This window comes from Prescottella equi (assembly GCF_002094305.1).
Classification (GTDB): Bacteria; Actinomycetota; Actinomycetes; order Mycobacteriales; family Mycobacteriaceae; genus Prescottella; species Prescottella equi.
In genome coordinates this window covers 1-24,399 of record NZ_LWTX01000018.1, presented here as the reverse complement: position 1 = coordinate 24,399, position 24,399 = coordinate 1, and the positions used below count along the sequence as shown (strand labels likewise).

Below are 24,399 nucleotides of genomic sequence, written 5' to 3'. Positions count from 1 at the left end.
AGCACGCAACACCCTCAGGCCATGACTCGAACCGAAATTCTCATCGAAACCAATTGCGGTCCGAATTCCATTTCTGAATTGAATTCCAATATTCGCGCGAGTGCTCGGGGAAGCCGACCAGGTACCGTCCGGTAGGTGTCCACCGAACGTCAGCGCACCTATTCCTGGAACGACCCGGCCCCGATCGCGGAGGCCAACCGCAGCCTCAGCGGCCTCGAGTTCGTCCGCGGACTCGTCGACGGCACGGTCCCCCACCACCCGACGGCGTCGACACTCGGGTTCCGCGTGACCGACGCCCGCGAAGGCTTCGTCGAGATCACGGCGGAACCGCAGGAGTGGCATTACAACGCCGTCGGCAGCGTGCACGGCGGTGTCATCGCCACGATGATCGACACCGCGATGGGGTTCTCCGTGTCGAGCACGCTACCGGCGGGTGTCGGCTACACCACCCTCGACATCACCGTCCGCTACATTCGCGGCATCAAGGGTGACGGCGGATCGATTCGGGTGCACGGTTTTTCGGAGCACACCGGTCGCACCACCGCGACCGCGCGCGCCGAGGTCCGCGACGACCGGGACCGGCTGCTGGCGACGGCGTCGACCACCTGCCTGATCCTGCGCTGACTACCCGCGCCCTACAAGCTGAAGGGTCCCTTCATGCGCTGCGAGCGCATGAAGGGACCCTTCAGCTTGTAGGCGGAAAACTACGGCGCCGTCAGCACCTCACGCCCGACGAAGGGCACGAGCGCAGCCGGGACACGCACGGAACCGTCTGCCTGCTGGTGGTTTTCGAGGATCGCAACGAGCCAGCGGGTGGTGGCGAGGGTGCCGTTGAGGGTTGCCGCGGTCTGCGGCTTGCCGTTCTCGTCGCGGTACCGCACGCTCAGGCGGCGCGCCTGGTAGGTGGTGCAGTTCGACGTCGACGTCAGCTCGCGGTAGGCCTGCTGCGTGGGAACCCAAGCCTCGCAGTCGAACTTGCGGGCCGCGGACGATCCGAGGTCGCCACCGGCGACGTCGATGACGCGGTACGGAAGTCCCATCGCGTCGAGCATGTCGCGCTCCCACGCGAGCAGGCGCTGATGCTCGGCGTCGGCGTCCTCCGGCTTGCAGTAGGTGAACATCTCCACCTTGTCGAACTGGTGGACGCGGATGATGCCGCGCGTGTCCTTGCCGTAGCTGCCGGCCTCGCGGCGGAAGCACGACGACCAGCCCGCGTACCGCTTGGGGCCGTTCGACAGGTCGAGGATCTCGCCCGAGTGGTAGCCGGCGAGCGGGACCTCGGAGGTGCCGACGAGGTACAGGTCGTCGTCGGCCAGGTGGTAGACCTCGTCCGAGTGCTGGCCGAGGAAGCCGGTGCCCTGCATGACCTCGGGGCGCACCAGCACCGGCGGGATCATCATGGTGAATCCGTTGGCCATCGCCTTCTGCGCCGCCAGCTGCAGCATGCCGAGCTGGAGCATCGCGCCGAAGCCGGTGAGGAAGTAGAACCGCGAGCCCGACACCTTGGCGCCGCGCTCCATGTCGATCAGCCCCAGCGACTCACCGAGCTCGAGGTGGTCCTTCGGCTCGAAGTCGAACGTCGGGATCTCGCCGACCGTCTCGAGGGTGATGAAGTCGTCCTCGCCGCCGGCCGGGGCGCCGTCCTGCACGATGTTGGAGATCGCGCGGTGCGCCTCGTCCAGCTTGGCCTGCGCCTCGTGCTGGGCGGCCTCGGCGTCCTTCACCTTCTGCGCCAGTTCCTTGGAGCCGGCGAGCAGTGCGGGACGCTCCTCGGGGGAGGCCTGCCCCACCTTCTTGCCGAACGCCTTCTGCTCGGCGCGCAGCGTGTCGCCGGCCAGGATCGCGGCGCGGCGGGATGCATCGGCCTCGAGCAGCGCGTCGACCAGACCGGGGTCTTCGCCGCGGGTGCGCTGCGAGGTGCGGACGGCGTCGGGGTTCTCGCGAAGGAACTTGAGGTCAATCACGACCACAAACCCTACTTGGTTACGCCGCGCTCATTCCGGCTGCTGCCCCAATATCCGCAGATAGTCCTCGCGTCCGAACATGCGTGCGGCGTCGAGCGCCGACGGCTGACCGGCCGCCGCGTCGGCTCCGGCGGCCACGAGGGCGGCCACCACGCCGTCCTCACCCTTGAAGACCGCGCCCGCCAGCGGCGTCTGCCCACGGTCGTTCGGTCGGTTGACGTCGGCACCGCGGTCGACGAGCGCACGCACCGTGTCGGCGTGCCCGTGGTACGCCGCGAGCATCACCAACGTGTCGCCGCTGCCGTTGGTGAGGTTCACCGGGACACCGGCGTCCACGTACTGCGCCAGCGTGGCCGCGTCGCCGGTGCGGGCCATGTCGAACAATCGACCCGCCAGCTCCTGCACGTCCGCGGGCTCCCCGCCGTCGCGCCGATCGGGAGATTCCTCACTCATGCCGCACGAACCTACGCCGAAACTTCGGCAACCGCGCCCGATGCGGGCATTATGTAGGCGATGTCCGACGAGCAACCGCAGCCGACTCCACACCCGGAGCGGGGCCGACACCTGTCCGCGCCCGTGACCAGGCGCGCTCTCGCGCTCGTCGCGATCGGTGCGGTCCTGGCCGCGATCGCCACGATCTTCCTGGCCGGCGGCTTCGACCGGGGCGAGAAGCTTCCCGCGCACACCAGCACGGTGGGGCCGCAGCCCACCGGCGCCGTCGCCGGTGACGCGTTCGGTTCGGCCACGACCGGTGACTGCCTCACATGGTCCGAGGCCGACGCGAGCGACCTCGAGCAGGTCGACTGCGCGCAACCGCACCAGTTCGAGGTGGCCACCGACATCGACCTCAGCCTGTACCCCGGCATCGAGTTCGGCCCCGGTGCCAAGTTCCCGGGCGTCCTGCGCTTCTCCGAACTGCGCGACGAGCAGTGCGCACCGGCCGTCAACACCTACTTGAACGGGCGTTTCGACCCGAAGGGCAAGTTCAGCGTCGGACTGATCAATCCCGGCGAGGCCGGCTGGTCGGCCGGCGAGCGGACCATCCGCTGCGGTCTGCAGTTCTCCGGCGTCACCGGCACGCTGCTGCCGTTCCAGGGCCTGGTCGAGCAGCAGGACCAGTCGAAGGTGTGGGAGACGGGTACCTGCGTCGGCATCAACCAGAACGTGCCGTCCGACCCCGTCGACTGCGCCCAGCCCCATGCCTTCGAGGTGGTCGGGGTGATCGACCTGGCCAGCCAGTTCCCCGGCGGCATGCCGTCGGTCGAGGACCAGGACCGGTTCCTCGAGAAGGCGTGCACCGACGCCAGTACCGGCTACCTCGGGTCGCCCGATGTGCTGCGCGACAAGACGCTCACCCTGTTCTGGGACAACCTGGACCTCGACAGTTGGCTCGTCGGCAGCCGCAAGATCAACTGCTCGATCGGCCAGGAGGTCGACGGCACCGGCTTCGCCACCATCGTCGGCAGCGCCAAGGGCGACATCCTGATCAACGGTCAGGCGCCGGTCCCGCCGCCCGCCGCCCCCGACGGACGTTCGGTGCCCACCCCGCTGCCCGGTGCGGCGCCGCTGCCGGCCCCCGGCGGCTGACATGACGGTGACCATGACGGCCGACCGCTTCGAGGAGCTGGTCTCCGAGGCGCTCGACCTCATCCCGCCGGAGTTGGCCCGCGCGATCGACAACGTCGTGGTGCTGGTGGAGCCGCGCAACGACGAGGAACCGACCCTGCTCGGGCTCTACCAGGGCATCGCGCTCACCGAGCGGGACAGCCACTACGGCGGCGCGCTGCCCGACACCATCACCATCTACCGCGACGCGATCCTCGACGTGTGCGAGACGGACGACGACGTCGTGCACGAGGTCATGGTGACGGTGATCCACGAGGTGGCGCACTACTTCGGCATCGACGAGGACCGCCTGCACGAGCTCGGCTGGGGCTGACCCCCGCCCAGGACGAGTTTGCGTCGGTTTCACATGGAACCGACCGGCCTCCTCCGGCGTCCAACCAATCGAGGAACAAGCCTGCCGCTGGTTCCGGTTGCCGCCGTCCCGAGCCGAGGAGTGCACCGCCATGTCGGACCACGTGTATGTCGACCCCGACGTCCTCCTCGCAGCGGCCGGAGAAATCGAGGCGCTCGTCACGCGCCTGCAGACCTCGCTCGCCGTCCACTCCCCCGCGCTGAACGTCGCGCCGTCCGGCGCCGAGGAGGTGTCGGTGCTGGCCGCCGGCTACTTCAACCGGCTGGCGGGCAGCTTCGGCGCCGCTACGAGCCGCGGGATCGAGGAACTGGCCGCAGCCGCCGCGATGCTCCGGGCACAGGCCGCCGCCTATCGCGAAGAGGACCGGACACTCGGCACCTCGCTCATCACCGGCATGTGACGCCGCACCCCACCCGTCAGTCGATCTCGAGGAGAAACGCAGCATGACCATCGGTGTCACCGGCGTCGTCTGGATGCCGCGCGGGGCAACGGTCAACTCGACCACACTCTCGGCCGGGGCCGGCCCGGTGCCACTCGGCGCGGCGAGCCCGGCCTGGGCGGCGCTGTCGGCGAGCCTCGCCGACGCGGGCGCCACGCTCAACCGGGTGATGACGGAACTGCGCGCGGGTTGGGAGGGGGTGGCCGCCGACGCCGCGCTCGCCCGGCTCGCACCGTTCACCGCGTGGGTCGAACAGTCCGCCGCGCTCGCCGCGGAGACGTCGACCAAGGCGTCCACCCAGGCCGGGTCGTACACGACCGCGGCGATGACCATGCCGAGCCTGCCGGAGATCACTGCGGTAAAGGCCGCCAAGACCGCCGCGTACAGCACCGGTGGGGTGGTCAACGGTTCCGCGGCCGCCGCCGAGGCTGCCGATCGCGCGATGGACTTCCGGGCCGGCGTGGTGATGGAGGTGTACGAGGCGGCGTCCAGCATCGTCACGACACCGGAGACGTTCACCCAGCCACCGCCGCTCAGCAATGGCGCGACTGCCGGGCTCGACGCCGGCGACGCGGGCGAGGTGGCTCGGCGCCGGCTCGAGGACGGTTTCCGCACCGACCCGGTCGGCACGGTCGCGGCGGTCGCGACCGCGTTCGTGCAGAGCCCGGGCGCGGCGACGGCGGCCTCGCAGATCGGCTCCGCCGCCGGTGCCGTCTCCTCCGCCACGTCTGCGGCCGCCAACATCGGCGGTGCGGTCCTCGGCGGGTTCAGCGGGGGCGCACCCGCGCTGTCGGGCACCGGCCCGGCCGGCACCACCGGGGACGCGCGTCCGGCCGGATCCCGATCCGGCGCCGCCGGTGCGTCCGGCCTGTTCGGTCCCGCGGCATCCCGGGCCGCGGGGATCGGCAGCGGAGCAGGTGCCGCCCTGCCCGAAGGGTGGACGCAGGCCGGGCAGCTCGACGGCTCGGGTGCACGCGGCGGCACCGGCCACGGCGGGGCGGCCGCGGGGCCGGGATCCGTCGCGCCCTCCGACACGGTCCGCACGGACGCCGCAGCTGCCACCGCCCGGAACCAGGCCGCCGCGGGTGCCCCGGCGATGGCGCCGCGCGGAGCGGCCGACGCCGACGACCCCGCCCACAACACTCCGGATTACCTGCGGAGCTTCGAGCACTTCACCGACGGCCGCACGGTGATCCCGTCGGTGATCGGCGCCGACGCGGACGAGGACGGGCGGTGATCGACTTGGGCATCGACCCCGTGGGCACCGTGCTGCCGTCGGCGGCACTCACCGTCGACGAACTCGAGCTGCTGGTCCACCTGCTGGACGTCGACGTGCTGCCTGTGGTGCTCGATGCCGGCTCGCGCTTCGACTCGGTGCCCGCACGCGACGCCGCGTTCGACCGCGCGCACGCCACGCTCACCACGGCCGGACTGCTCGACGGAGGGTCCGTGCACCCGGACCTGGCGCGGTGGCTGCGGGTCCTGGCCCGGCCTCGCGGGGAGATCGCGGCCCGCCGGTTCGCCGCCGGCACCATCGCGCGGCTGTGCCTGGCCTTCGACGACGACGGCGCCGTGCTGGCGCTGCGCAGCGGCGACTCGCTCACCCTGCAGCACGTGCAGCACGACCTCGCCGGGCCGGTCGCGCAGGCCCTCGGCACCGCCGATGCCCTCGCCTTCGGTGTGGTCAATCGGCCCACGGAGGTGCTCGGCGCGGCCTTGGACCGTCTCGCCGACCCCGATCGGGCCGCCGCGGAACTGGCCGGAATCGGGGTGCCCGCCGCGGACGCCGCGATGATCGGACCGGCGTTGGCCGGGTGCCCCGTCTTCACGGAGATCGTCGGCATCGTCCACGAGGACGGGCGCCCCGACCTGATGCACGGGCCGGTCACGGTATTCGACACCGCGGCCGGGCGGATCGTCGGCACCACCAGCATCGCCGCCGACGGGAGCCGCTGGACGTCGCTGAGCCCCGGCCACCCCGGACGGCTGCGTCAGGCCCTGGTCGGCCTGCTCGACGAACTCGTCTGAGCCGTCAGCCCATCGGGTCGTCGGTGGCCGCGGCCGCCTCGGGCTCGAACCACGGCCGCTGCGGGGTGGCATCGAACGGCGGATCGTAGGTGCCCCAGCGGACGCACTGCCAGCCGATGTCCGTCGGCACCAACTCCACGGACGACGTGTTCTCGAGGTGCCGGTCCGCCGCGAAAGCGCCCGGCACACCCGACAGATAGGCGGCGACGAGCCGGATCGCGGCGCCGTGACTGACCACCACGACGTCGCCACCGGCCCCGCCGTCGAGGTACTCGCCACGCAACTCGTCGATCACGGGGACATAGCGTTCGACGACGTCGTAGCCCGACTCTCCACCCGGGATGCGCGCCGACAGATCGCCGGTGTGCCACGTGTGGAACACCTTCGCGAACATTCGGTGCGATTCGAGGTCGGAGCGGTCCTCGAGCTCGCCGGCCTGCGCCTCGTGCAGCCCCTCACGCACCTGCAGCGTGATGCCCGACTCGGTCTCCACGAATCCCGCGGTCTCCCGCGCGCGCAGCGCCTGCGACGACACCAGCGCCGTCGGCGGGCGCAGCGCCAGCCGCGAGCCCAGCGACTGCGCCTGCGTCCGCCCCAGGTCCGTCAACCGCGCCCCGGGCAGCCGGGTGTCGAGCCGACGCTCGACGTTGGCCTCCGTCTGACCGTGCCGGACCAGGATCAGCCGCCCGCTCATGCGCCGGCCTCCCCGCGGCGCAGCCGCTCGAGCCAGGCGGTGTCGTCGGCATCCGGCATCGGTGCGCCGCCTCCGGGCACCGCCGAGGGCCACGACCCGAGGAACCGGACGTCGCTGAAGCGGTGCAGCGCCTTGAGCGCCTCCGCGACCAGGCCGTCGTCGATGTGTCCGACGCAGTCCAGGTGGAACAGGTAGGTCCCGAATTCCTTACGGGTGGGCCGGGATTCGATCCGAGTGAGGTCGATGCCGCGGGTGGCGAACTCGGTCATCGCGCGGACCAGCGAACCCGGCACGTTGTCGAGGTGCAGCACGACGCTGGTGCGGTCGTTGCCGGTACGTGCCGGCGCCGGTCCGGGCTCGGTGACGAGCACGAACCTCGTGCGCGCCCCCTCGTAGTCGGCGACACCGGACGCCAGCGCCGTCAGCCCCAGCCGTTCGCCCGCCAGCGCGGTGGACACCCCCGCGTCGGCGACACCGGCCGCGACGTCCTCGGCCGCGCCGGCATTCGATGCCGCCGGTTCGACCACCGCGTTCGGCAGGTTCCGGTCCAGCCAGCCCTGCACCTGGACGGTCGCGACCGGGTACGCGCGCACGGTCCGGACGTCGTCGAGCGTGGTGCCGGAGCGTCCGACGATCGTGAAGGCGACGTCGAGTTCGGTCTCGGCCATGATCTGCAGCCGGTCGCCGAGCGCGAGCGCGTCCATCGTCGGCCGGATGGATCCCTCGACGGAACTCTCTATCGGGACGACGGCGCCCGCGACCTCGCCGCGGCGCACCATCTCCAGCGCCGCGGGCTGGCTGACGGCGGCGATCCGTTCGACCTCTCCGTCGAACGTTCCGGCCGACTCGAGCTGGGCGAGGGCCATCTCGGTGAAGGTTCCGGTGGGTCCGAAGTACGCGATACGTGGCACGCCTACGAGATTACGCACTCGGCCGCGGCGCACTTCCGCGATCGGTCCCGGTTCCGTTACAGCAGACCGGCGTCGGCGAGCACGCGGTCGACCTCGTCCGCATCGGCAACCTCGATGCCGAGCAGCACGCCGCGCACCGCCTCGGCCGCCTCCGGGTTCAGTGCAGCCAACGCCGTCGCATCCGGTGCCGCGAGGGCGGTCCGGACGTCGTCGCCGCGCAGCGACGCGACCGTACCGGCGAGCAGCGCGAGGACCTCGGCGCCGTCGTTCGCGCGGGCGACGAACCCGACGGACGTGTGGGTGAGCACCGCGAGGAAGTCGGCGACCACGTCGGCCGGCTGACCGGCGACGAGTCCGGGGCTGTGCCCGGCGTCGGCGAGGAGCTGCGCCGATTCGGCGAGCGTCGGGCCGGATTCGTCGGGCGCGACGAAGACGGCGACCGGCGCGGACAGGCTGAGTTGGAGGGCGTCGTCGACCTGCTCGGTGGTGCAGTCCACGTGGTACCGGACGGCGCGGTGATCGATGGAGCTCTCGAGTGCCCGGGGTTCGACGTCGAGCTCGACGACCAGGGTGCCCGCATCTGCGTCGTTACCGACCGCGGAGGTGAGCACGGACGCGGCCACGATCGGGTGGCCGGCGGTGACGGAGTCGCGAACGGCGGCCGGGACGGCGGCCTCTCGCCGCTGGTGGAGCAGCCCCGCGACGAGCGGCTGCGGCTCGCTGTTGCGGGACGGAAGAGTCGGCATCGACAGGGACACAGGGATCGACACACCACCACGTTAGCCCGGACCGGCGACAACTCCCGCTTCCGCGCCTGGGGGTTGCCCATCACCACCCGAGGAATTAGCTTAGGTTTACCTAAACAATCCGAGCTCGCGTCCCACGAACCGAAGGATGCCGTCATGACCCGCACCACCGGACCGTCCACCGCCGAACGCGTACGCAGCGCGAGCGCCCGCGCCACCGACGCCGTCCTCGCCGTCGCCGGCACCGACCCCGTCGTCACCTCGCTGCACCACCTGCGCGGCGACGGCACCGTGGTCGTCGTGGCCCCGTCCGACGCGGCCGTCACCGCGCTGGCCTGGCAGTACGGTCCCGGCGGGCTGCCGGCGGTCCTCGAACTCACCGACTACGCGCCGCTCGCACTGCGGGAACCCGTGCGCTCGCTCGTGTGGTTGCGGGGCAACCTGGTCGCATTGCCCGACGAGCGGGCCCGGCAGCTCGCCGACGCCGTCGCGGCCGAGCACCCCGATCCCGCCCTGCTCGACCTCGGGCACGGCGCCGCACTGCTGACCCTGCGGCTCGAGTCCGCCGTCGTCGCCGACAGCAGCGGCGCCGAGTCCGTCGCGATCGACGCCCTCCTGGCCGCCGCACCCGACCCGTTCCAGGACGTCGAGACCGTGTGGCTGCAGCACCTCGAGGAGGATCACGCGGACCTCGTCGAGATGCTGGCCCGGCGCCTGCCGTCGACCCTGCGCACCGGTCGGGTGCGTCCGCTCGGCATCGACCGGTACGGGGTCCGCCTGCGGATCGAGGGCGCGTCCGGAGATCACGACGTCCGTCTCGACTTCACCGAACCGGTCGGTGACGCGATGGCCCTGAGCCGGGCGCTGCGGATTCTCGTCGGCTGCCCGTTCGTGAACGGGTTGCGGGCGAGGCACTAGTTCCTTGCGGGTCGGTCACCGGAGACCGAACCCGCAGCCGATCCGCCGCCACGGGTGTACAGAGAATCTGTGAGCGGACGTAGCGGTGCGCGATGACGGTGATGCAGCCGGTGGATCTGGCGCTTCTCGTCGGGGAGATCGGTTCCCGAACGCTGCACATCGGAGTGTTGCTGATCTTCGGCCCCTCCCCCGACGGGTCCGACAGCGTCGCGGCCGACGCCTACCGGAAGGCGCTCCTCGCCGAGTCCGCGCAGTCGGCGCTGATGGAGATGCCCGTCCTCTCGTACAGCACCGGCGGCCTCCCCGTGTGGCGATCGGCCGAGCGCATCGACATGGGCCGGCACCTGCAGCGACTGGCTCTACCGCACCCCGGGGACGAAACCGAACTGTTCGCACTGGTGGCCCGACTGCACGAGAACCGCCTCGACCGGTCCCGGCCGATGTGGGAGGGCTACCTGATCGAGGGTCTCGCCGACGGCGGGTTCGCCCTCTACGGGAAGATCCACCACGCGACGCTGGACGGGATGTCCGGAATCCGGATGATCGAGCAGTCGCTCACCACCGACCCGTCCCGCCGCGACATGCCGCTCCTTCTCGCCCCGGAGGCCGCACCCGCACCGCAGGCCCGGCGTCGACGGAATCCACTGAGCCTGGTCGGTAGCGGTCTGACCGCGGTCGCCGACGCCGCGGGCCTGGCGCGCCGCACCACGGTCGGCGCGGCGGACTGGATCGGCCGCGCGATCACCACCGAATCGACGGTTCTGCCGATGCGCGCCCCACACACGGTGTTCGACGGCAGGATCCGCCCGGAACGCGTCTTCGCCGGCCGGTCCTGGCCCAAGAAGAGGTTGCGGGCAGTGCAACGCGCGACGGGCGCGACGGGCAACGACGTCGTCCTCGCGATGTGCGCGGGCGCTCTGCGCAGCTATCTGGTGACGCGGGACGCGCTGCCGACGTCGTCGCTGGTGGGTCTGGTCCCGATCGCGCAGCGCCGACGGGAAGACGCGGCCGGCGGCAACGCGTTCGGACTGGCGCTGTGCAACCTCGGCACCGATCTGGACGACCCGCACGAACGCCTCGACCGGATCCGCCGTTCCATGATCGACGCGAAGCGCCGCGTCCGCGCCGCCGGGGCCGGTGCGTCCGTGATCGCCGCGATCCCGACGCTCGCATCGAACGTCGCACGTATCCTGCCGTTCGGCGACCTGTTGCCGCCCAGCTACAACGTCGTCATCTCGGACATTCCCGGTCCCGGGGCTCCGCTGTTCTGGAACGGCGCCGAGTTGCAGCACATGTACCCGCTGTCGATCGTGTTCGACGGGACCGGGCTGAACATCACGATCTGCCGGTACGCCGACCGCGTCGACTTCGGCGTCCTCGCGCATCCGGAATCTGTGCCGGACCCCGGGTGTTTTACGGATGAGATCGAGATTGCACTCGGCGATCTCGAACGACCATCGGAAGTGCACTCGTCATGACTGCCGCAGTACCTCGGCGCGCCTCGGACGGGGATCCGCGCCGGAAGCCCGGCGAGCCGGCGTATCGACCGCCGACGACGATGCTCGTCGACCCGCGCTTCGAGGCGCTCGCGACACAGTTCTTCCACCTGTTCCATCGCACCCGCGACGGCGGCGGCGCCCTCGCCGTGTACCTGCACGGCCGGCCGGTCCTGGACGTGTGGGCCGGGTGGGCGTCACCGATCCGCAAGTGGGACTCGGAGACCGTCACGCTGTCGTTCTCGACCGGCAAAGGTGTCGCGAGCACGGTGTTGCACCGCCTCGCGCAGCGCGGGCTCGTCGACTACGACACCCCGGTGGCCGCCTACTGGCCCGAATTCGGGGAGGCCGGCAAGGAATCGATCACCGTCCGTGAACTGCTCAGTCACCGCGCCGGACTGCACCGGATCCGCGGCCTGGTGCCCGGCCGACTCGCGCTGCTCGACCACGACCGGGTGACCGCGGCCCTCGCCGCGGCCGTCCCGGACCCGCGCCGCACCAAGATGCCCGGTTACCACGCCGTCACCTACGGAACGTTGATCGCGGAACTGACCGCACGGGTGGCGGGCAAACCGTTCACCGAACTGGTCCGCACCGAGGTCGCCGAACCGCTCGGCATCCCCGAGTTCTGGTTCCAGGTTCCCGAATCCGAGAAGGCGCGCATCGCGAAGGTCTTTCCGCACATCAACCCGTTCGGAGTGCCGTGGGGGCTGACGTCGCTGACACTGTCGCGGGTGCCGCGCCTGAAGGACATCGCCGACGCCGGCATGCCGGAGGGCTTCGACCTGCTCGTGCGCAACCCCACGATCCACGATTTCGTCATGCCCGGATGGAACGGGGTGTTCAGCGCCCGCGCGCTGGCCCGCATGTACGCGGCGTTCGCGAACGACGGCGTCGTCGACGGCATCCGATTCCTCGAACCCGACACGATCGCGCAGCTCAGCGAGGTGCAGACCCGTGCGCGCGACTACGTGCTGGGCATCCGGATGAACTGGCGGCTCGGCTACCACGCCGCGCTGGTCGCGGCCCGCACTCAGCACTCGGGCGCGTTCGGGCACTACGGCATGGGCGGGTCCGGCGCCTTCGCCGACCCCGACACCGGACTGTCGGTGGCCTTCGTGACGAACCGGCTCGGCAACGCGGTGACGCCGTTCGCGGACCTGCGGCTGCCGAGCCTCGGCGCCCGCGCCGAATCGCTCGCCCACAACCTCTGACAACCTCTGACACCGATAGCGGCTAGCGTCGGCGAGGTGATCACCCGCACGACCGTCGACTCGTGGCTCCGGCCTGCCTCGCCGACTCCGTCCGCACCGCCGCTGGGCGCCCGCGAACGCCGCGCCCTCTGGTTCGAGATCACCATCGTGCTGCTGGTCACGTTCGGGCTCAACGGGGTCTACAGCATCCTGTCGCTGCTCGAGTCGGCGCTGCAGCCGGGTGGTCTCTCGGACCAGGCGGTCGCGCTCAACCCGTCCCGGTCGACGCAGTCGTTCATCGACCTGGCCCGGCAGTTGCTCGGTGTCGTCAAGCTCGCGGCGTGGGCGGCGCTGGGCCTGTACCTGCTGTGGCGCAGCGGCCTCGGCCCCCGCCGAATCGGTCTCGGGCGGACGCAGCTGCGCGGCGGGATCCTGCCCGGCGTCGGGCTCGCCGCCCTGATCGGGCTGCCCGGGCTGGCGTTCTATCTCGCCGCCGTCGCGCTGGACATGAACCTCACCGTCCTGCCGAGCACCATCGACGACCACTGGTGGCGCCTGCCGGTGCTGGTGCTGTGGGCGATCGCGAACTCCGCCGCCGAGGAGATCCTCGTCGTGGCGTACCTGATCTCGCGCCTGCGCCGGCTCGGGTGGAGCGAGAACTCGTCACTGCTGGCGTCGGCGCTGCTGCGCGGCAGCTACCACCTGTACCAGGGACTCGGCGGCGGTCTCGGCAACATAGTCATGGGGTTGATCTTCGGCCGCTACTGGCAGCGCACCGGCAAACTGTGGCCACTGGTGATCGCGCACGCCCTCATCGACGCCGTCGCCTTCGTGGGCTACGCACTGCTGCGCGGGCACCTGTCGTGGCTGCCCTGACCCCGGTTCGCCGTCGTCGTGCGTATTCTCGGATGTCGTGAACGGCGAGACCCCCGACAGACGTCAGCCGGGCCCGCCGCACCGCGGCCGGCCCCAGCCACCGCGCAACGTCCCCCCGCCCCCGCCGCCGCGACGGGGCGGGCCGCCGCCGCAGCGTCACCTACAGCAGCCCGAGGGCACCCAGATCATCCGCCGCGACGGGCGGCACGGCGGTCCCGCTCCGCGTCCGGAGCCGGCCCGCGCCTGGTCGCAGGCACCGGAACCGCAGGCGTACTCGCAGTCCCGCGGATCCGGTCACGCACCGACCCAGACGCCGCGCCCGTACGCCGAACCACGCCGGATCCCGCCGGCGCCGCGCAATCCGCAGCCGCCTGCGCCGCCTCGGCCCCCGGCCGCGCCGGCCGAACCCCCGAAGCAGCGCCGACCACGCAAGCGCGGCACGTGGCTGCGCCGCGTCGCGTTGACGCTCGTGGTGCTGCTGGTCGCATCGGTCGGCGGTGTGGTCTTCCTCGACACCAAACTGAACCGCGTCGACGCCCTCGCCGACTACCCGGGCCGCGTCGCGGACGCCCCGGGTACCAACTGGCTGCTGGTCGGCTCGGACAGTCGCGCCGGCCTCTCGGCCGAGGAGGACCGGCAACTCGCCGCCGGCGGTGACATCGAGGGCAAGCGCACCGACACGATCATGCTGGTGCACATTCCGAAGAGCGGCGCCACCACGATGGTGTCGATCCCGCGCGACTCGTACGTGAACATCCCGGGCATGGGTCGCGGCAAGATCAACGCCGCGTTCTCACAGGACGACGGCGAGCAGGTGCTGGTGCAGACGGTCGAGGAGGCCACCGGTCTGCACATCGACCACTACGCCGAGATCGGCTTCGGCGGTTTCTCGGGCATCGTCGACGCGCTCGGCGGCGTCGACATGTGCGTGCCGTATCCGATCGACGACCCGCTGGCAGGCATCAACCTGCAGGAGGGCTGCCAGGAACTGACCGGCCCGGAGGCCCTCGGCTTCGTCCGCAGTCGCGCGACGGCGATGGCCGACCTGGACCGGATGAACAACCAGCGGGCGTTCATGAGCGCCCTGCTGAAGAAGGCGACGTCACCGTGGACGCTGGTCAACCCGTTGCGGTTGTGGCCGATGATGACGAAGACGGCCAATTCGCTGCAGGTGGCCGAAGGCGATCACCTGTGGAATCTCGCCGGCCTGGCGTGGGCGCTGCGCGGCAAGATGGTGACCACGACGGTCCCGGTCGGCGGCTTCGACGTCGTCGACGGCTGGGGCGACGTGCTCCTGTGGGACCGGGAAAAGGCGTCGGAATTCTTCGAAGCTCTGGCAAATGACCGACAGGTTCCCCCGAGCCTGCTCACCGGCGCACCGTGATGCTCGTCGCTGTCCCGACAGCGACGGCACTACGACGGCATTGCGGGCGGTAATGTTCCGTATATGACTGACGCGGCACACACCAGCGAGTTCCATCGATTGTTACAGGCCCAGATCCGCAACGAATTCACTGCCTCCCAGCAGTACACCGCGGTCGCCGTCTACTTCGATTCGCATGATTTGCCGCAGCTCGCCGGTCGCTTCTACAGCCAGGCCGCCGAGGAACGCGACCACGCGATGATGATGATCCAGTACCTGATCGACAACGACCTGCCGGTGACGGTGCCCGGCGTCGACGACGTCGTCACCGAGTTCGCGTCCGTCCGAGAACCCGTCGCCCTCGCCGTCGCGCAGGAGAAGACCGTGACCGAGCAGATCACGCGCCTCGCCCGCACGGCCCGGGACACCGGCGACTACCTCGGCGAGCAGTTCGTCCAGTGGTTCCTCAAGGAGCAGGTCGAGGAGGTCGCCAGCATGACGACGCTGCTCACCATCGTCGATCGCGCCGGTGACAACTACTTCAACATCGAGGACTTCGTGGCCCGCGAGATGAGTTCCGCGGTGACGGCGGACTCCACGGCGCCCCGGATCGCCGGCTCGGGCGCCTGACACCCCTTCGCTGCAATTGCCGACATCCCCGGCAATTGCAGCGAAACCGAACACCGGGACAGTCCGCCGAATTGAGGCAACACTAATTGAGGCAATACTAGGCTTAATTAGGTTCCGCTTGGGTGACAATTCGATCCACGCGCCTATATCGTGGCTCCATGAGTGCTGCAGACGATTCGCATCGGACGAAATTCCACGCACTTCTCCACGACCAGATCCGCAACGAATTCAATGCGTCGCATCAGTACCTCGCGACCGCTGTGTATTTCGACAATGCCGATCTCCCCCAGTTGGCCCGCCACTTCTACAAGCAGGGCAACGAGGAACGCAATCACGCGATGATGATCATCCAGTACTTCCTGGATCGGGACATCGCTGTCGAACTCACCGGGGTCGACCCCGCGCGGTGCAGTTTCGACGGCGCCCGGGAGCCAATCGCGCTCGCCCTCGCCCAGGAGAAGGCCGTCACCGAACAGATCGTGACCCTCGCGCGGACGGCCCGCGACGACGGCGACTATCTGGGCGAACAGTTCATGCAGTGGTTCCTCAAGGAGCAGGTCGAGGAGGTCGCGCGCATGACGACGCTGCTGACCATCGCCGATCGGGCCGGGTCCAACCTGTTCGATCTCGAGGACTTCGTGGCCCGCGAGATGCGCAGCGTCGACGACGCCTCGGGCGCCCCTCCGGCCGCCGGCGGCACCATCTAACTGTCGAAACAGCTGAAGGGTCCCTTCATGCGCTCTGAGCGCATGAAGGGACCCTTCAGCTGTTCGGAAACAACTCAGCGCAGGGTGACCTGACGGCTGCGCAGGCCGTCCCGCGCTCCGCGCTCCGCCACGGTGAGCGGCGCGTCGGTGGCCAGTGCCTCGGCGAGACGCTCGCCCAGTTCGGCGGTCGCAGCCGCCCACTCGTTGACGTGCTTCTCCGGATCGAGGTCGAAGACCGGGACCAGCAGGCCGTGCGTACGGAACGACCCGGCGAACCGCGAACCCTCACCGAGATGCAGCGCGCCGGCAGCGTGCACGCGAGCGAGGGCGAGCATCAGATCGTCCTCGTCCTCGGGGCGCACCCAGCGCAGGTGGGCCTTCTCGCCGGCGTCGACCCACCACGCGGCGACGACGCCGTCGGCCTCGAGACGCGCGGACGGCATGATCGCCTGGTTCGCCTGCACGACGGTGGCAGCGACGTCCGGGGTCGGCTCGACGCCCTCGGGGATCCACCAGTCGAAGGTCTGGTGGACGGTGATCTCGGGGAGCGTGTCGGCGACGAGGACATCGGCCAGGCGCGGGCCGCCGGCCTGCGGGTCGGCGAAGGCCAGCGACGTCCCGGGCTCGGCGGTCTGCGCCCACGTCACCGCGGCACCGAGGTCGGCACCCGGGTCGGCGGTGTGCGCCTGGACCTGCAGGCCCACGTAGCGGCCTGCGGTGCCGGCCTCGTCGCGCACCAGCGCGGCGACGGCACCGGGCAGGACGGTCGCCGCGGTCACCGGGGTGGCGGTGTCACGGACCGGGAGTTCGACGAGCGCGGACGGCACGAACTCGCGCAGCGCGACGAGATCGCATTCGACGGCAAGGCCCTCGAACGGGCGGGTCGGCGCGGCGACCTCCGCCTCGCGTTCGAGGCGGCGCTGCTCGAGCTTCTCGGCTCGGTTGCTGCCCGGCTTGGGACCACTGTTTCTCTTGCTCTTCTTACCCACGAGGCCAAAACCTACACGGACGCGACGGTTCGCTCAGCCGCCCAGCCAATTCTTGGTGCGTCCCGGATGGTTGGTGGCGACCCAGCTGACCCCGAGTTCCCGGCACAGCGCGACGTCCTGGTGATCGTCGACGGTCCAGCAGTAGGTGGCGCGGCCGGCGGCGGCCGCCTTGTCGACGATTTCGGGGTGCTCGCGCAGTGTCTTGATCGACGGCCCCACCGCGGTGGCCCCGACGGTGGTGGCGGCGCCGCCGCCGAGATAGCGCGACGCGTCGCCCAGCAGGACCGTCGGGAGAAGCGGCGCGGATCGGCGGATCCGCCACACCGCGCTCGCCGCGAACGACATCACCACGGCCCGCGAGTGGTCGGCGGATGCGGGGGCCGCCAGTCCGAACCGGGCCAGTTCCGCGAGCAGTTTGCTCTCGACCAGACCCCCGTAGCGGACGGGATGCTTGGTTTCGATGAACAGCTTGGTGGGCCGCGACGTCCAGTCGAGGACCAGCGTGATCAGGTCTGCCAGCGTCAACAGGCCGGCGGGCTCGTCGCCGTCGCCGTAGTCGAGTTCGCCGAGCGAGCTCAGTGTCATCTCGCTGACCACACCCGTGCCGGACGACGTCCGGTCGACCCGGCGGTCGTGGACGCACACCAGGTGGCCGTCGCGGGTGAGCCGCACGTCGCACTCGAGTCCGTCGGCGCCCTCGGCAAGGGCCAGTTCGTACGCGGCGAGGGTGTGCTCGGGGCGGGAGGCGGAGGCGCCGCGGTGTGCGACGACGAGTGGTCCACGGCGGTCGGGGCTCATCCGGCCATCGCCTCCTCGGGCCGCGGGACGTTGATCCAGCGGGTGACGGGGTGCGGCCGACCCAACAGGTCACGCCCGTCCAGCCGCCGGATCACGAGCAACGCCAGCAGCGCCGTCGCGACGCCGACGGCCGCGGTGACCGCGGCCAGCACGACACCGTCCGCGCGCGCCTGCAGCGAGTCCTGGTTGCGCCACACCACGTTTCCCACGACGAGGACGCCGCCGGTCACCCAGGCCGTCCACCAGAGGCGGATCGCGCGCCGCAGGCGGCGATCGTCGCCGGCGATCTCGCGGAGGTACACGGCGGGCATCACCAGATTGAGGCCGGGCACGAGCACGCCGACGAGAATTTCACGCAGCGGGCGGGGATCGGTGAGCCCGCGGTCGGCGAAGACGCGGGCGCGTTCGACGTGCAGCCGGCAGGCGACCGCGACGGCCGCGGCGACCGCGACCAGCGGCCCGGACAGCTGCGTCGACCACACCATCGCGTCGGAGATCGCGAGGGTGAGCGGATCCACGAGCCGGACGCGGTTGAAGACGAGCAGCCCGTAACGGAAGGCCTCGGCGAGGGTCGCGAGGCCGAACACGAGGGCCGTGCAGGCGAGCAGGGTGGGCGCGAGGTCGGCGACGGCGTCGGTGCGGCGGGCCGGCGCCTCACGCTCGTCCGGCGGCGGATCCAGCAGGCCCCAGCGCGGGATCTGGCGGTAGCGCGGGGTGGGGCCGGGGGACGTGCCAGTCCGGCGACGCACTTCGGGTGGGTACGGGCTGCGGGCCACCCAGCGGAAGTTGCGGCCGGCGACCGGCGCCGGTCGCCGCGTGTCGACGGGAGAGAGGAGGACGCCCTGGCAGCGTGGACACCACTGTGCGGGCGCACCGGCCACCGGCCACTGCGACGCGCACCGGGCGCACACCTGGACGACGGTCATCTAGAAGATCTTCGGTGTATCGGGATGGTCGTCCGACGTCAGCGGGAGCCCCGCGACCTGCCACGCCACCATGCCTCCGTCGACGTGATAGGCGTCGAAACCGACGGAGTTGAGGAACTCGACGGCGACGATCGAGCGGCCACCCTGCCGGCACACGACGTACACCTCGGCGTCGATGTCGATCTCGTCCATGCGGGCCGGGAGATCGACGACCGGGATGTGTTGCGCGCCCGGCGCGTGGCCGAGTGACCATTCGTCGTCTTCACGCACGTCGAGCAGCACGACGGTCCCGTCGCGCTCCACCGGGAGGTCCGTCACGTGCACTGTCGGAACGTGTGGAGAGGTCACACCGTCGATTCTGGCACGACCCCCCGTCGCAGGAGGCGCGTCCGGCGTTACGCCACGGTCGGGTTCGTGACCGGACCGAGACTGTAGTGGAGATCACAGCACCGAAATGAGTATTCAAATGTGACCTGCACCACTTGCGCTGAAGAGTTATCCACAGTTTCCACAGGCCCATCCACAGTTCTGAACAACTTTCGCGGCGATCATCCACAGGTCAGCGCCATGCTGTGGGTGATTCGCTGACAACTGTGCACCGTGGGACTCGCGGCAATCCACAGCCTGTGTGGATTCACCCCCTCTGCGGACTGCCGCGAGCCGGCGCGGACCGGAACTCCCACCCGGGACGCGTGCCCACGTCCCGCCCCCGAGTTCCGGCCCGGCCTCCCCCCTCCGTCGGGACGCTCCCATCCCGACATCTGCTCTGACGCGGCGGCGGGCGAATCGGTTCCCTCGGCGTCCGACGCACGTCACACTCGCAGGTGCGGCACAGTGGACTGCATGGACCTGAGAATCTTCACCGAACCGCAGCAGGGCGCCACCTACGACGATCTCCTCGCGGTGGCGCAGGCCGCCGAACAGTGCGGGTACGACGCCTTCTTCCGGTCCGACCACTACCTCGCCATGAACGTCGAGGGCCTCCCCGGTCCGACCGACGCATGGATCACACTCGCCGGACTCGCGCGCGACACGTCGACGATTCGCCTCGGCACGCTGGTGACGTCGGCGACGTTCCGCTACCCCGGTCCGCTCGCGATCTCGGTCGCCCAGGTGGACGCGATGAGCGGAGGACGGATCGAACTGGGCCTGGGCGCCGGTTGGTACGAGGAGGAGCACCGCGCGTACGGCATCCCGTTCCCGCCGCTCGGAGAGCGCTTCGACCGCCTCGAGGAGTCGCTCGCGATCATCACCGGACTGTGGCAGACGCCGGAGGGACAGACGTTCACTCACGAGGGCAAGCACTTCCCGATCACCGACTCGCCCGCCCTGCCCAAGCCGGTGCAGTCGCCGCGTCCGCCGATCGTGATGGGTGGGATGGGCAAGAAGCGCACGCCCGCAATGACGGCCCGCTACGCCGACGAGTTCAACCTGCCCTTCGTGTCGGTCGACGACACCGTCGCGCAGTTCGGGCGAGTCCGGGAGGCGTGCACGGCGATCGACCGCGACCCCGATGCGCTCGTCTACTCCAACGCGCTGGTTCTGTGCTGCGGACGCAACGACGAGGAAATCGCCCGCCGCGCCGCGCGCATCGGCCGTGAGGTCGACGAGCTGCGCGAGAACGGGCTGGCCGGCACCCCGGCCGAACTCGTCGACAAGATCGGCCGCTACCGCGAGGCCGGATCGCAGCGCATCTACTTGCAGATGCTCGATCTGGCCGACCTCGACCACATCGAACTGGTCGCGTCGGAGGTCATGCCCCAGATCGGCTGATCCGACCGACGAACAACCGACCGACAACTTCACCAATCGGGCACAGCAACGGCCGCAAGGCTTTTGCGTCACCGAAGCACCACACGAGGTGCGCATCCGGATCCGTCGGGTGCGCACCTCGCCGTTTCCCCGCCCCCCGGAACAAAGTGTTCCGTTGAACGGGAGGGCTATCTGTGATCTCGTCCGCGCCATCTGTAATGGGACGTCATTCGTGTGACTCGGACCACATTTTGCAGAAAGGCGTTACATGTCAGGAACTCTCGGCACCGCGGCCACCAACCCGCGCGCCGCATCCGGAAGCGGCTGGACCCCGCGGCTCGCCCTGTCCCTGGTCTCGATCGCGCTCGTCCTCGAAATCGTCTCGCTCAGTTCGACGATGGCCGCGGTCGCCATGATGCCCATCGGTGAACACTTCGAGACCGATCAGGTCGCCTGGGTGACGACGGCCTACCTGCTCGCCGCCGCAGTGGCCTGCCCGCTGGCCGGCAAGCTCGCCGACATCCACGGCAAGCGCAAGGTGTTCCTGATCGCCATGGCCATTGCCGCCGTCGGCGCGCTGATGTCCGCGGTCGCTCCCAGCTTCCTGGTCCTCGTGATCGGCCGTGGCCTGTTCGGCGTGCTCATCGCCTGCATGTTCCTGGGCTTCTCGCTGATGCGAGACGTCTTTCCGCCCAAGACCCTTGCGCTCGCGGTGAGCATCGCGGCCGGCGGCATGGGACTGATGACGATTCCGTCGCCGTTCATCACCGGCCTGCTCGTCGATGCGTGGGGATTCCGCTCGCTGTTCTGGTTCCTGCTGATCGCCCTCGCGGTGCTCGCCCCGCTGGTCATGCTGACCACCCCCGAGTCGCCCGTCCGCAACAACGCGCGCCTGGACTACCTCGGTGGCGCCCTGCTCGGCGGTGGCCTCGCCACGATCCTGGCCGGCATCAGCTTCGGCCCGTCGTGGGGTTGGACCGACGGCGGCACGCTGCTGATGCTCCTCGGCGGCCTCGCGCTCATCGCGATCTGGGTGCCGATCGCACTGCGTACCACCGACCCGATCGTGGATCTGCGCTTCTTCCGTCACGGCCCGATGCTGCGCATCTGCCTCTCCGCAGGATTCGCGTACGGCACCATCTCCCTGTACGCGACACTCGTCCCGATCATGTGCATGACGCCGTCCGTGCTCGGCCTGGGCTACGGCTTCGGTGTCGACGCGAAGGGTGTCGGTCTGCTCCAGATCCCGATGGGCCTGGGCAGCGTCATCGCCGGCATCGTCGTCGGCCGAATCCTGCGCAGGACCTTCCCCACCCTCACCCTTGCGGGCGGTGCGGGTCTGCTGTTGCTCGGCTCCGTGTTCACGGCGTTCTGGCACGTCGGCAAGGTCGAGGTCCTCTTCGGCATCCTGCTGTTCGGCCTCGGTATGGGCGCCACCACGGCGTCGATCCCGAACCTCACCATCGCCTCGGTTCCGCCGTCGGTCCAGGCGTCGATGTCGAGCATGGTCCAGGCGTCGCAGACGCTGATCGCCTCGATCATGCCGGTCATCGCGTTCGCGGTGCTGAACTCCAACGTCGCCACCGCAGTCGACGGGTACGGCTTCTACACGGACGGCAGCATGAGCGTCGCCTACCTGATCTCGGCCGCGTCGTCGCTGGTCGCGATCGTCATCGTGCTGACCCTGCACCGCCGTCGCAAGCAGATCACCGAGCAGGTCGCGGCCCAGACGGCCGCCGAGGTCCCCACCAGGGAACCGGTCGTGGCCGCCTGATCAGCGCCCGCACGGGACCGGCGCCGACTCCCTCGGCGCCGGTTCCACGGATCTGGGAACCCCGGCTCAGGCTCCCAGTCCCACAGGACAACTCACGCCGGTCGCGTGGACGGGGCAGTAACCGCCAGGATTCTTGGCGAGGTACTGCTGGTGGTAGTCCTCGGCGTAGTAGAAGGTGTCGAGCGGGGCGATCTCGGTGGTGATCTCGCCGTAGCCGGCGGCCGCGAGCCGCTTGCCGAACGCTTCCGCCGTGGCTCGCGCGGTCTCGGCCTGTTCGTCCGATTCGGTGTAGATCACCGACCGGTACTGGGTGCCGCGGTCGTTGCCCTGGCGCATGCCCTGAGTGGGATCGTGGTTCTCCCAGAACTGCTTGAGGATGCCCTCGTACGAGATCTTCTCCGGGTCGAACACGACCAGCACCACCTCGGAGTGTCCGGTACGGCCCGAGCACACCTCCTCGTAGGTGGGATTCGGTGTGAAGCCACCCGCATAACCGACGGCGGTCGAATACACGCCGTCCAATTCCCAGAATTCCTTCTCCGCACCCCAGAAACAGCCCATGCCGACGACGGCGGTCTGCATGCCGTCGGGGAACGGCGGCCGCAACGGGTGCCCGTTGACGTAGTGGGCATCGGGAACGGGCATCACGGCGTCACGACCGGGAAGCGCCTGATCCTGGGTGACCATCACGGATTTCGTACCGGCAGGGGCGAAGAGGTCATCGAACCAAGACATAAACCGATGCTACGCGCGGTCGCGGTTCGCCACCGGATCGTCAGCCGGCTCCGTGGGCCCGGCCGGCCCGGTCGGCTGGGGCGAGGTGGTGGCGCCACGTCTGGTGCGCTCGGTCAACCACCGGGCCGCCGGTACCTCGACCCACCGGTACAGGGCCTCCGACACCAGAGCCGTGACCACCAGGAAGGCGACCACCGCCCCCGTCCGGCCCAGTGGACCGACGGCGTTCTCGTACACCCGGTACAGGATCAGCGTGTGCACGAGGTAGATCGCGTAGCTGCGGGTCGCGGTCCAGCGGACGACCGTCCAGCGTGTCGGGCTGCCGCGCCACCGTCCGAGTGCCACCACCAGCACGGTCACCGCGGTGATCGTCCACAGGTAGCGGTCGCCGGCCCAGTAGACCCGGATGTCGGTGGCGAGGCGCACCACCTCGATCTGCGCGAGGACGCCGACGACGATCCAGCGCCACGTCGTCAGCCGCGCCCACCACAGGTACATCAGCTGCCCGAGGAAGACTGCCGGCAGCGTGGCCGCGACCTTCGACAGCATCGGCACGGTGTATGGGTGCGGCGCGTAGAGGTTGTAGAGCAGCACCAGCGCGCACGCCGCAGCACCGACGAGCGGGACGGCGACCGGCCGCGTCCGCAGCACGGGGCGCATCGCGACGCAGTACACGTAGAACAGCACCTGCACGACCAGCGTCCAGGTGACCCCGAGCACCGCGACCTCGGGTTTGAGGAAGAAGCCGCCGAGCACGAAACTGAGCGCGGCCTCGACGTTCGAGACCCCCTGCTGCCCACTGAACATCCCGTTGATACCGAAGCGGACCAGCAGGATCGCGGCCGCGATCGCGACCCAGAACGCGGGGAGCAGTCGGCCGATCCGGTCGAGCAGAAATCGGCCGGGTGCGTGCCGGATCGCGGATCTGGTGATCACCGCGCCCGTCAACACCATGAAGATCGCAACGCCGACGAACGACAGATGTTGATTGAGACCGAGCCCCTCGACGAACACCGCGTAGACGCCGTCGATCAACCACCAGCCGTCACCGAGGTCGTCGATCAGATAGAAGGAGATGTGCGAATAGATCACGGCGAGCACCGCGATGGCGCGCAGGAGATTTGCCCCGGTCAATTCGACACGTGGCGCCCTCTCGACACCCGGGGATGAAGCGGGCGTCACGGAAGGCACCGCTCGATATTAGTGTTCCGTTCACTTCGCGTTCCAATTTCGGGCGCCGACCGTAATGTCCGACACACGCGAAATCGACCAAATTGAGGGTGGCCGAACTTTTTTGTGAGGGCCTTCCCACCTGAGCGGTCTGGTTGCGCAGGGTGTACCAATGAGATTGGGTTATCCCCGAGCACGATTCACGAATACACACGTCAGGGCACCACGCCCGCAAAGAAGGGATTCTCGTGTCTGTCTACACGCTGCCCGATCTGCCGTACGACTACGCCGCTCTCGAGCCCCACATCTCCG

26 protein-coding genes and 1 pseudogene are annotated in these 24,399 nt (G+C 69.9%); 16 read left to right on the top strand and 11 right to left on the bottom strand.

The features are described from left to right. Nucleotides 1-135: 135 nt before the first annotated feature. Nucleotides 136-624 carry a PaaI family thioesterase gene (locus tag A6I89_RS23900; RefSeq protein ID WP_005516350.1) on the top strand — a complete coding sequence of 163 codons (489 nt, stop codon included), beginning with the start codon at nt 136-138 and terminating at the stop codon, nt 622-624. Nucleotides 625-704: 80 nt separating this feature from the next. Here A6I89_RS23900 and serS read toward each other — a convergent pair whose 3' ends face one another. Further along, nucleotides 705-1,964, bottom strand: a complete 1,260-nt coding sequence (gene serS, locus A6I89_RS23895; protein ID WP_013414497.1) for a serine--tRNA ligase — start codon at nt 1,962-1,964, stop codon at nt 705-707. Nucleotides 1,965-1,994: 30 nt separating this feature from the next. Beyond that, nucleotides 1,995-2,417: an ankyrin repeat domain-containing protein gene (locus A6I89_RS23890; RefSeq protein WP_013414496.1), complete on the bottom strand. Its 423-nt coding sequence runs from the start codon at nt 2,415-2,417 to the stop codon at nt 1,995-1,997. 60 nt (nt 2,418-2,477) lie between these two features. Between A6I89_RS23890 and A6I89_RS23885 the strand changes: the two genes are divergently transcribed. The 5 genes from A6I89_RS23885 to A6I89_RS23865 all read left to right on the top strand — a co-directional run bounded on the left by A6I89_RS23885 (nt 2,478) and on the right by A6I89_RS23865 (nt 6,409). Beyond that, entirely contained in the window at nt 2,478-3,551 is a 1,074-nt protein-coding gene (locus A6I89_RS23885) for a septum formation family protein (protein ID WP_005516357.1), read from the top strand. Between the two features lies 1 nt (nt 3,552). Further along, nucleotides 3,553-3,903: a metallopeptidase family protein gene (locus A6I89_RS23880; RefSeq protein WP_013414495.1), complete on the top strand. Its 351-nt coding sequence runs from the start codon at nt 3,553-3,555 to the stop codon at nt 3,901-3,903. 130 nt (nt 3,904-4,033) lie between these two features. Next, on the top strand, nt 4,034-4,342 hold the full coding sequence (locus tag A6I89_RS23875) for a PE family protein (RefSeq protein ID WP_005516359.1): 309 nt from the start codon (nt 4,034-4,036) through the stop codon (nt 4,340-4,342). Between the two features lie 43 nt (nt 4,343-4,385). Then, nucleotides 4,386-5,618, top strand: a complete 1,233-nt coding sequence (locus tag A6I89_RS23870) for a PPE domain-containing protein (RefSeq protein WP_022593335.1) — start codon at nt 4,386-4,388, stop codon at nt 5,616-5,618. Beyond that, nucleotides 5,615-6,409: an ESX secretion-associated protein EspG gene (locus A6I89_RS23865; RefSeq protein ID WP_022593334.1), complete on the top strand. Its 795-nt coding sequence runs from the start codon at nt 5,615-5,617 to the stop codon at nt 6,407-6,409. Before A6I89_RS23870 ends, A6I89_RS23865 begins: the two co-directional genes overlap by 4 nt. A 4-nt stretch (nt 6,410-6,413) precedes the next feature. Here A6I89_RS23865 and A6I89_RS23860 read toward each other — a convergent pair whose 3' ends face one another. The 3 genes from A6I89_RS23860 to A6I89_RS23850 are packed head-to-tail and all read right to left on the bottom strand — an operon-like array spanning nt 6,414 to nt 8,784. Next, nucleotides 6,414-7,103 carry a histidine phosphatase family protein gene (locus tag A6I89_RS23860; protein WP_013414492.1) on the bottom strand — a complete coding sequence of 230 codons (690 nt, stop codon included), beginning with the start codon at nt 7,101-7,103 and terminating at the stop codon, nt 6,414-6,416. Continuing rightward, on the bottom strand, nt 7,100-8,014 hold the full coding sequence (pheA, locus tag A6I89_RS23855) for a prephenate dehydratase (protein WP_022593333.1): 915 nt from the start codon (nt 8,012-8,014) through the stop codon (nt 7,100-7,102). The genes A6I89_RS23860 and pheA overlap by 4 nt, the downstream gene beginning before the upstream one ends. Before the next feature lie 56 nt (nt 8,015-8,070). Then, nucleotides 8,071-8,784, bottom strand: a complete 714-nt coding sequence (locus A6I89_RS23850) for a hypothetical protein (protein ID WP_022593332.1) — start codon at nt 8,782-8,784, stop codon at nt 8,071-8,073. 132 nt (nt 8,785-8,916) lie between these two features. On the opposite strand from A6I89_RS23850, the gene A6I89_RS23845 reads away from it, so the two are divergent. From A6I89_RS23845 to A6I89_RS23815, 7 genes are all read left to right on the top strand, one after another. Continuing rightward, entirely contained in the window at nt 8,917-9,678 is a 762-nt protein-coding gene (locus A6I89_RS23845; RefSeq protein WP_005516371.1) for a DUF2470 domain-containing protein, read from the top strand. A gap of 92 nt (nt 9,679-9,770) precedes the next feature. Further along, nucleotides 9,771-11,156 (top strand): wax ester/triacylglycerol synthase family O-acyltransferase, encoded by a 1,386-nt coding sequence (locus tag A6I89_RS23840; protein ID WP_013414488.1) that lies wholly within the window; start codon nt 9,771-9,773, stop codon nt 11,154-11,156. Continuing rightward, nucleotides 11,153-12,388: a serine hydrolase domain-containing protein gene (locus A6I89_RS23835; protein WP_005516374.1), complete on the top strand. Its 1,236-nt coding sequence runs from the start codon at nt 11,153-11,155 to the stop codon at nt 12,386-12,388. Before A6I89_RS23840 ends, A6I89_RS23835 begins: the two co-directional genes overlap by 4 nt. 36 nt (nt 12,389-12,424) lie before the next feature. Then, nucleotides 12,425-13,243: a CPBP family intramembrane glutamic endopeptidase gene (locus A6I89_RS23830; protein ID WP_005516375.1), complete on the top strand. Its 819-nt coding sequence runs from the start codon at nt 12,425-12,427 to the stop codon at nt 13,241-13,243. 184 nt (nt 13,244-13,427) lie between these two features. Continuing rightward, nucleotides 13,428-14,627 (top strand): LCP family protein, encoded by a 1,200-nt coding sequence (locus A6I89_RS23825; RefSeq protein WP_060934540.1) that lies wholly within the window; start codon nt 13,428-13,430, stop codon nt 14,625-14,627. Between the two features lie 63 nt (nt 14,628-14,690). Then, entirely contained in the window at nt 14,691-15,236 is a 546-nt protein-coding gene (locus A6I89_RS23820) for a ferritin (protein WP_005516378.1), read from the top strand. 158 nt (nt 15,237-15,394) lie between these two features. Next, the gene (locus A6I89_RS23815) at nt 15,395-15,943 is read left to right on the top strand and encodes a ferritin (RefSeq protein WP_005516379.1); all 549 of its coding nucleotides are present in this window, start codon (nt 15,395-15,397) and stop codon (nt 15,941-15,943) included. A 74-nt stretch (nt 15,944-16,017) separates the two neighbouring features. Here the strand turns inward: A6I89_RS23815 and A6I89_RS23810 are convergent, their stop codons facing one another. From A6I89_RS23810 to A6I89_RS23795, 4 genes are read right to left on the bottom strand one after another with little or no spacing between them, the layout of a single operon-like run. Next, a complete protein-coding gene (locus A6I89_RS23810; RefSeq protein WP_013414485.1) occupies nt 16,018-16,932 on the bottom strand; it encodes a DUF5926 family protein in 915 nt (304 codons plus the stop codon). Nucleotides 16,933-16,965: 33 nt separating this feature from the next. Continuing rightward, a complete protein-coding gene (locus A6I89_RS23805) occupies nt 16,966-17,730 on the bottom strand; it encodes a glycerophosphodiester phosphodiesterase (protein WP_022593329.1) in 765 nt (254 codons plus the stop codon). Beyond that, entirely contained in the window at nt 17,727-18,656 is a 930-nt protein-coding gene (locus A6I89_RS23800) for a DUF4328 domain-containing protein (RefSeq protein ID WP_022593328.1), read from the bottom strand. Before A6I89_RS23800 ends, A6I89_RS23805 begins: the two co-directional genes overlap by 4 nt. Further along, the gene (locus A6I89_RS23795; RefSeq protein ID WP_013414483.1) at nt 18,657-19,004 is read right to left on the bottom strand and encodes a rhodanese-like domain-containing protein; all 348 of its coding nucleotides are present in this window, start codon (nt 19,002-19,004) and stop codon (nt 18,657-18,659) included. It lies immediately after the preceding gene. Nucleotides 19,005-19,499: 495 nt separating this feature from the next. Here A6I89_RS23795 and A6I89_RS23790 point away from each other — a divergent pair, with 495 nt between their 5' ends. Together A6I89_RS23790 and A6I89_RS23785 are read left to right on the top strand one after the other, a co-directional pair. Next, nucleotides 19,500-20,429: an LLM class F420-dependent oxidoreductase gene (locus A6I89_RS23790; protein WP_022593326.1), complete on the top strand. Its 930-nt coding sequence runs from the start codon at nt 19,500-19,502 to the stop codon at nt 20,427-20,429. A 247-nt stretch (nt 20,430-20,676) separates the two neighbouring features. Continuing rightward, the gene (locus tag A6I89_RS23785; protein WP_005516387.1) at nt 20,677-22,182 is read left to right on the top strand and encodes an MFS transporter; all 1,506 of its coding nucleotides are present in this window, start codon (nt 20,677-20,679) and stop codon (nt 22,180-22,182) included. A 66-nt stretch (nt 22,183-22,248) separates the two neighbouring features. Here A6I89_RS23785 and msrA read toward each other — a convergent pair whose 3' ends face one another. Further along, entirely contained in the window at nt 22,249-22,917 is a 669-nt protein-coding gene (msrA, locus tag A6I89_RS23780) for a peptide-methionine (S)-S-oxide reductase MsrA (RefSeq protein WP_044990247.1), read from the bottom strand. 9 nt (nt 22,918-22,926) lie between these two features. Beyond that, complete coding sequence (locus tag A6I89_RS23775; protein WP_049909917.1) at nt 22,927-24,099, bottom strand: acyltransferase family protein; 1,173 nt, start codon at nt 24,097-24,099, stop codon at nt 22,927-22,929. A gap of 236 nt (nt 24,100-24,335) precedes the next feature. On the opposite strand from A6I89_RS23775, the pseudogene A6I89_RS24490 reads away from it, so the two are divergent. Then, nucleotides 24,336-24,399, top strand: a pseudogene (locus tag A6I89_RS24490) (superoxide dismutase); the annotation flags it as partial.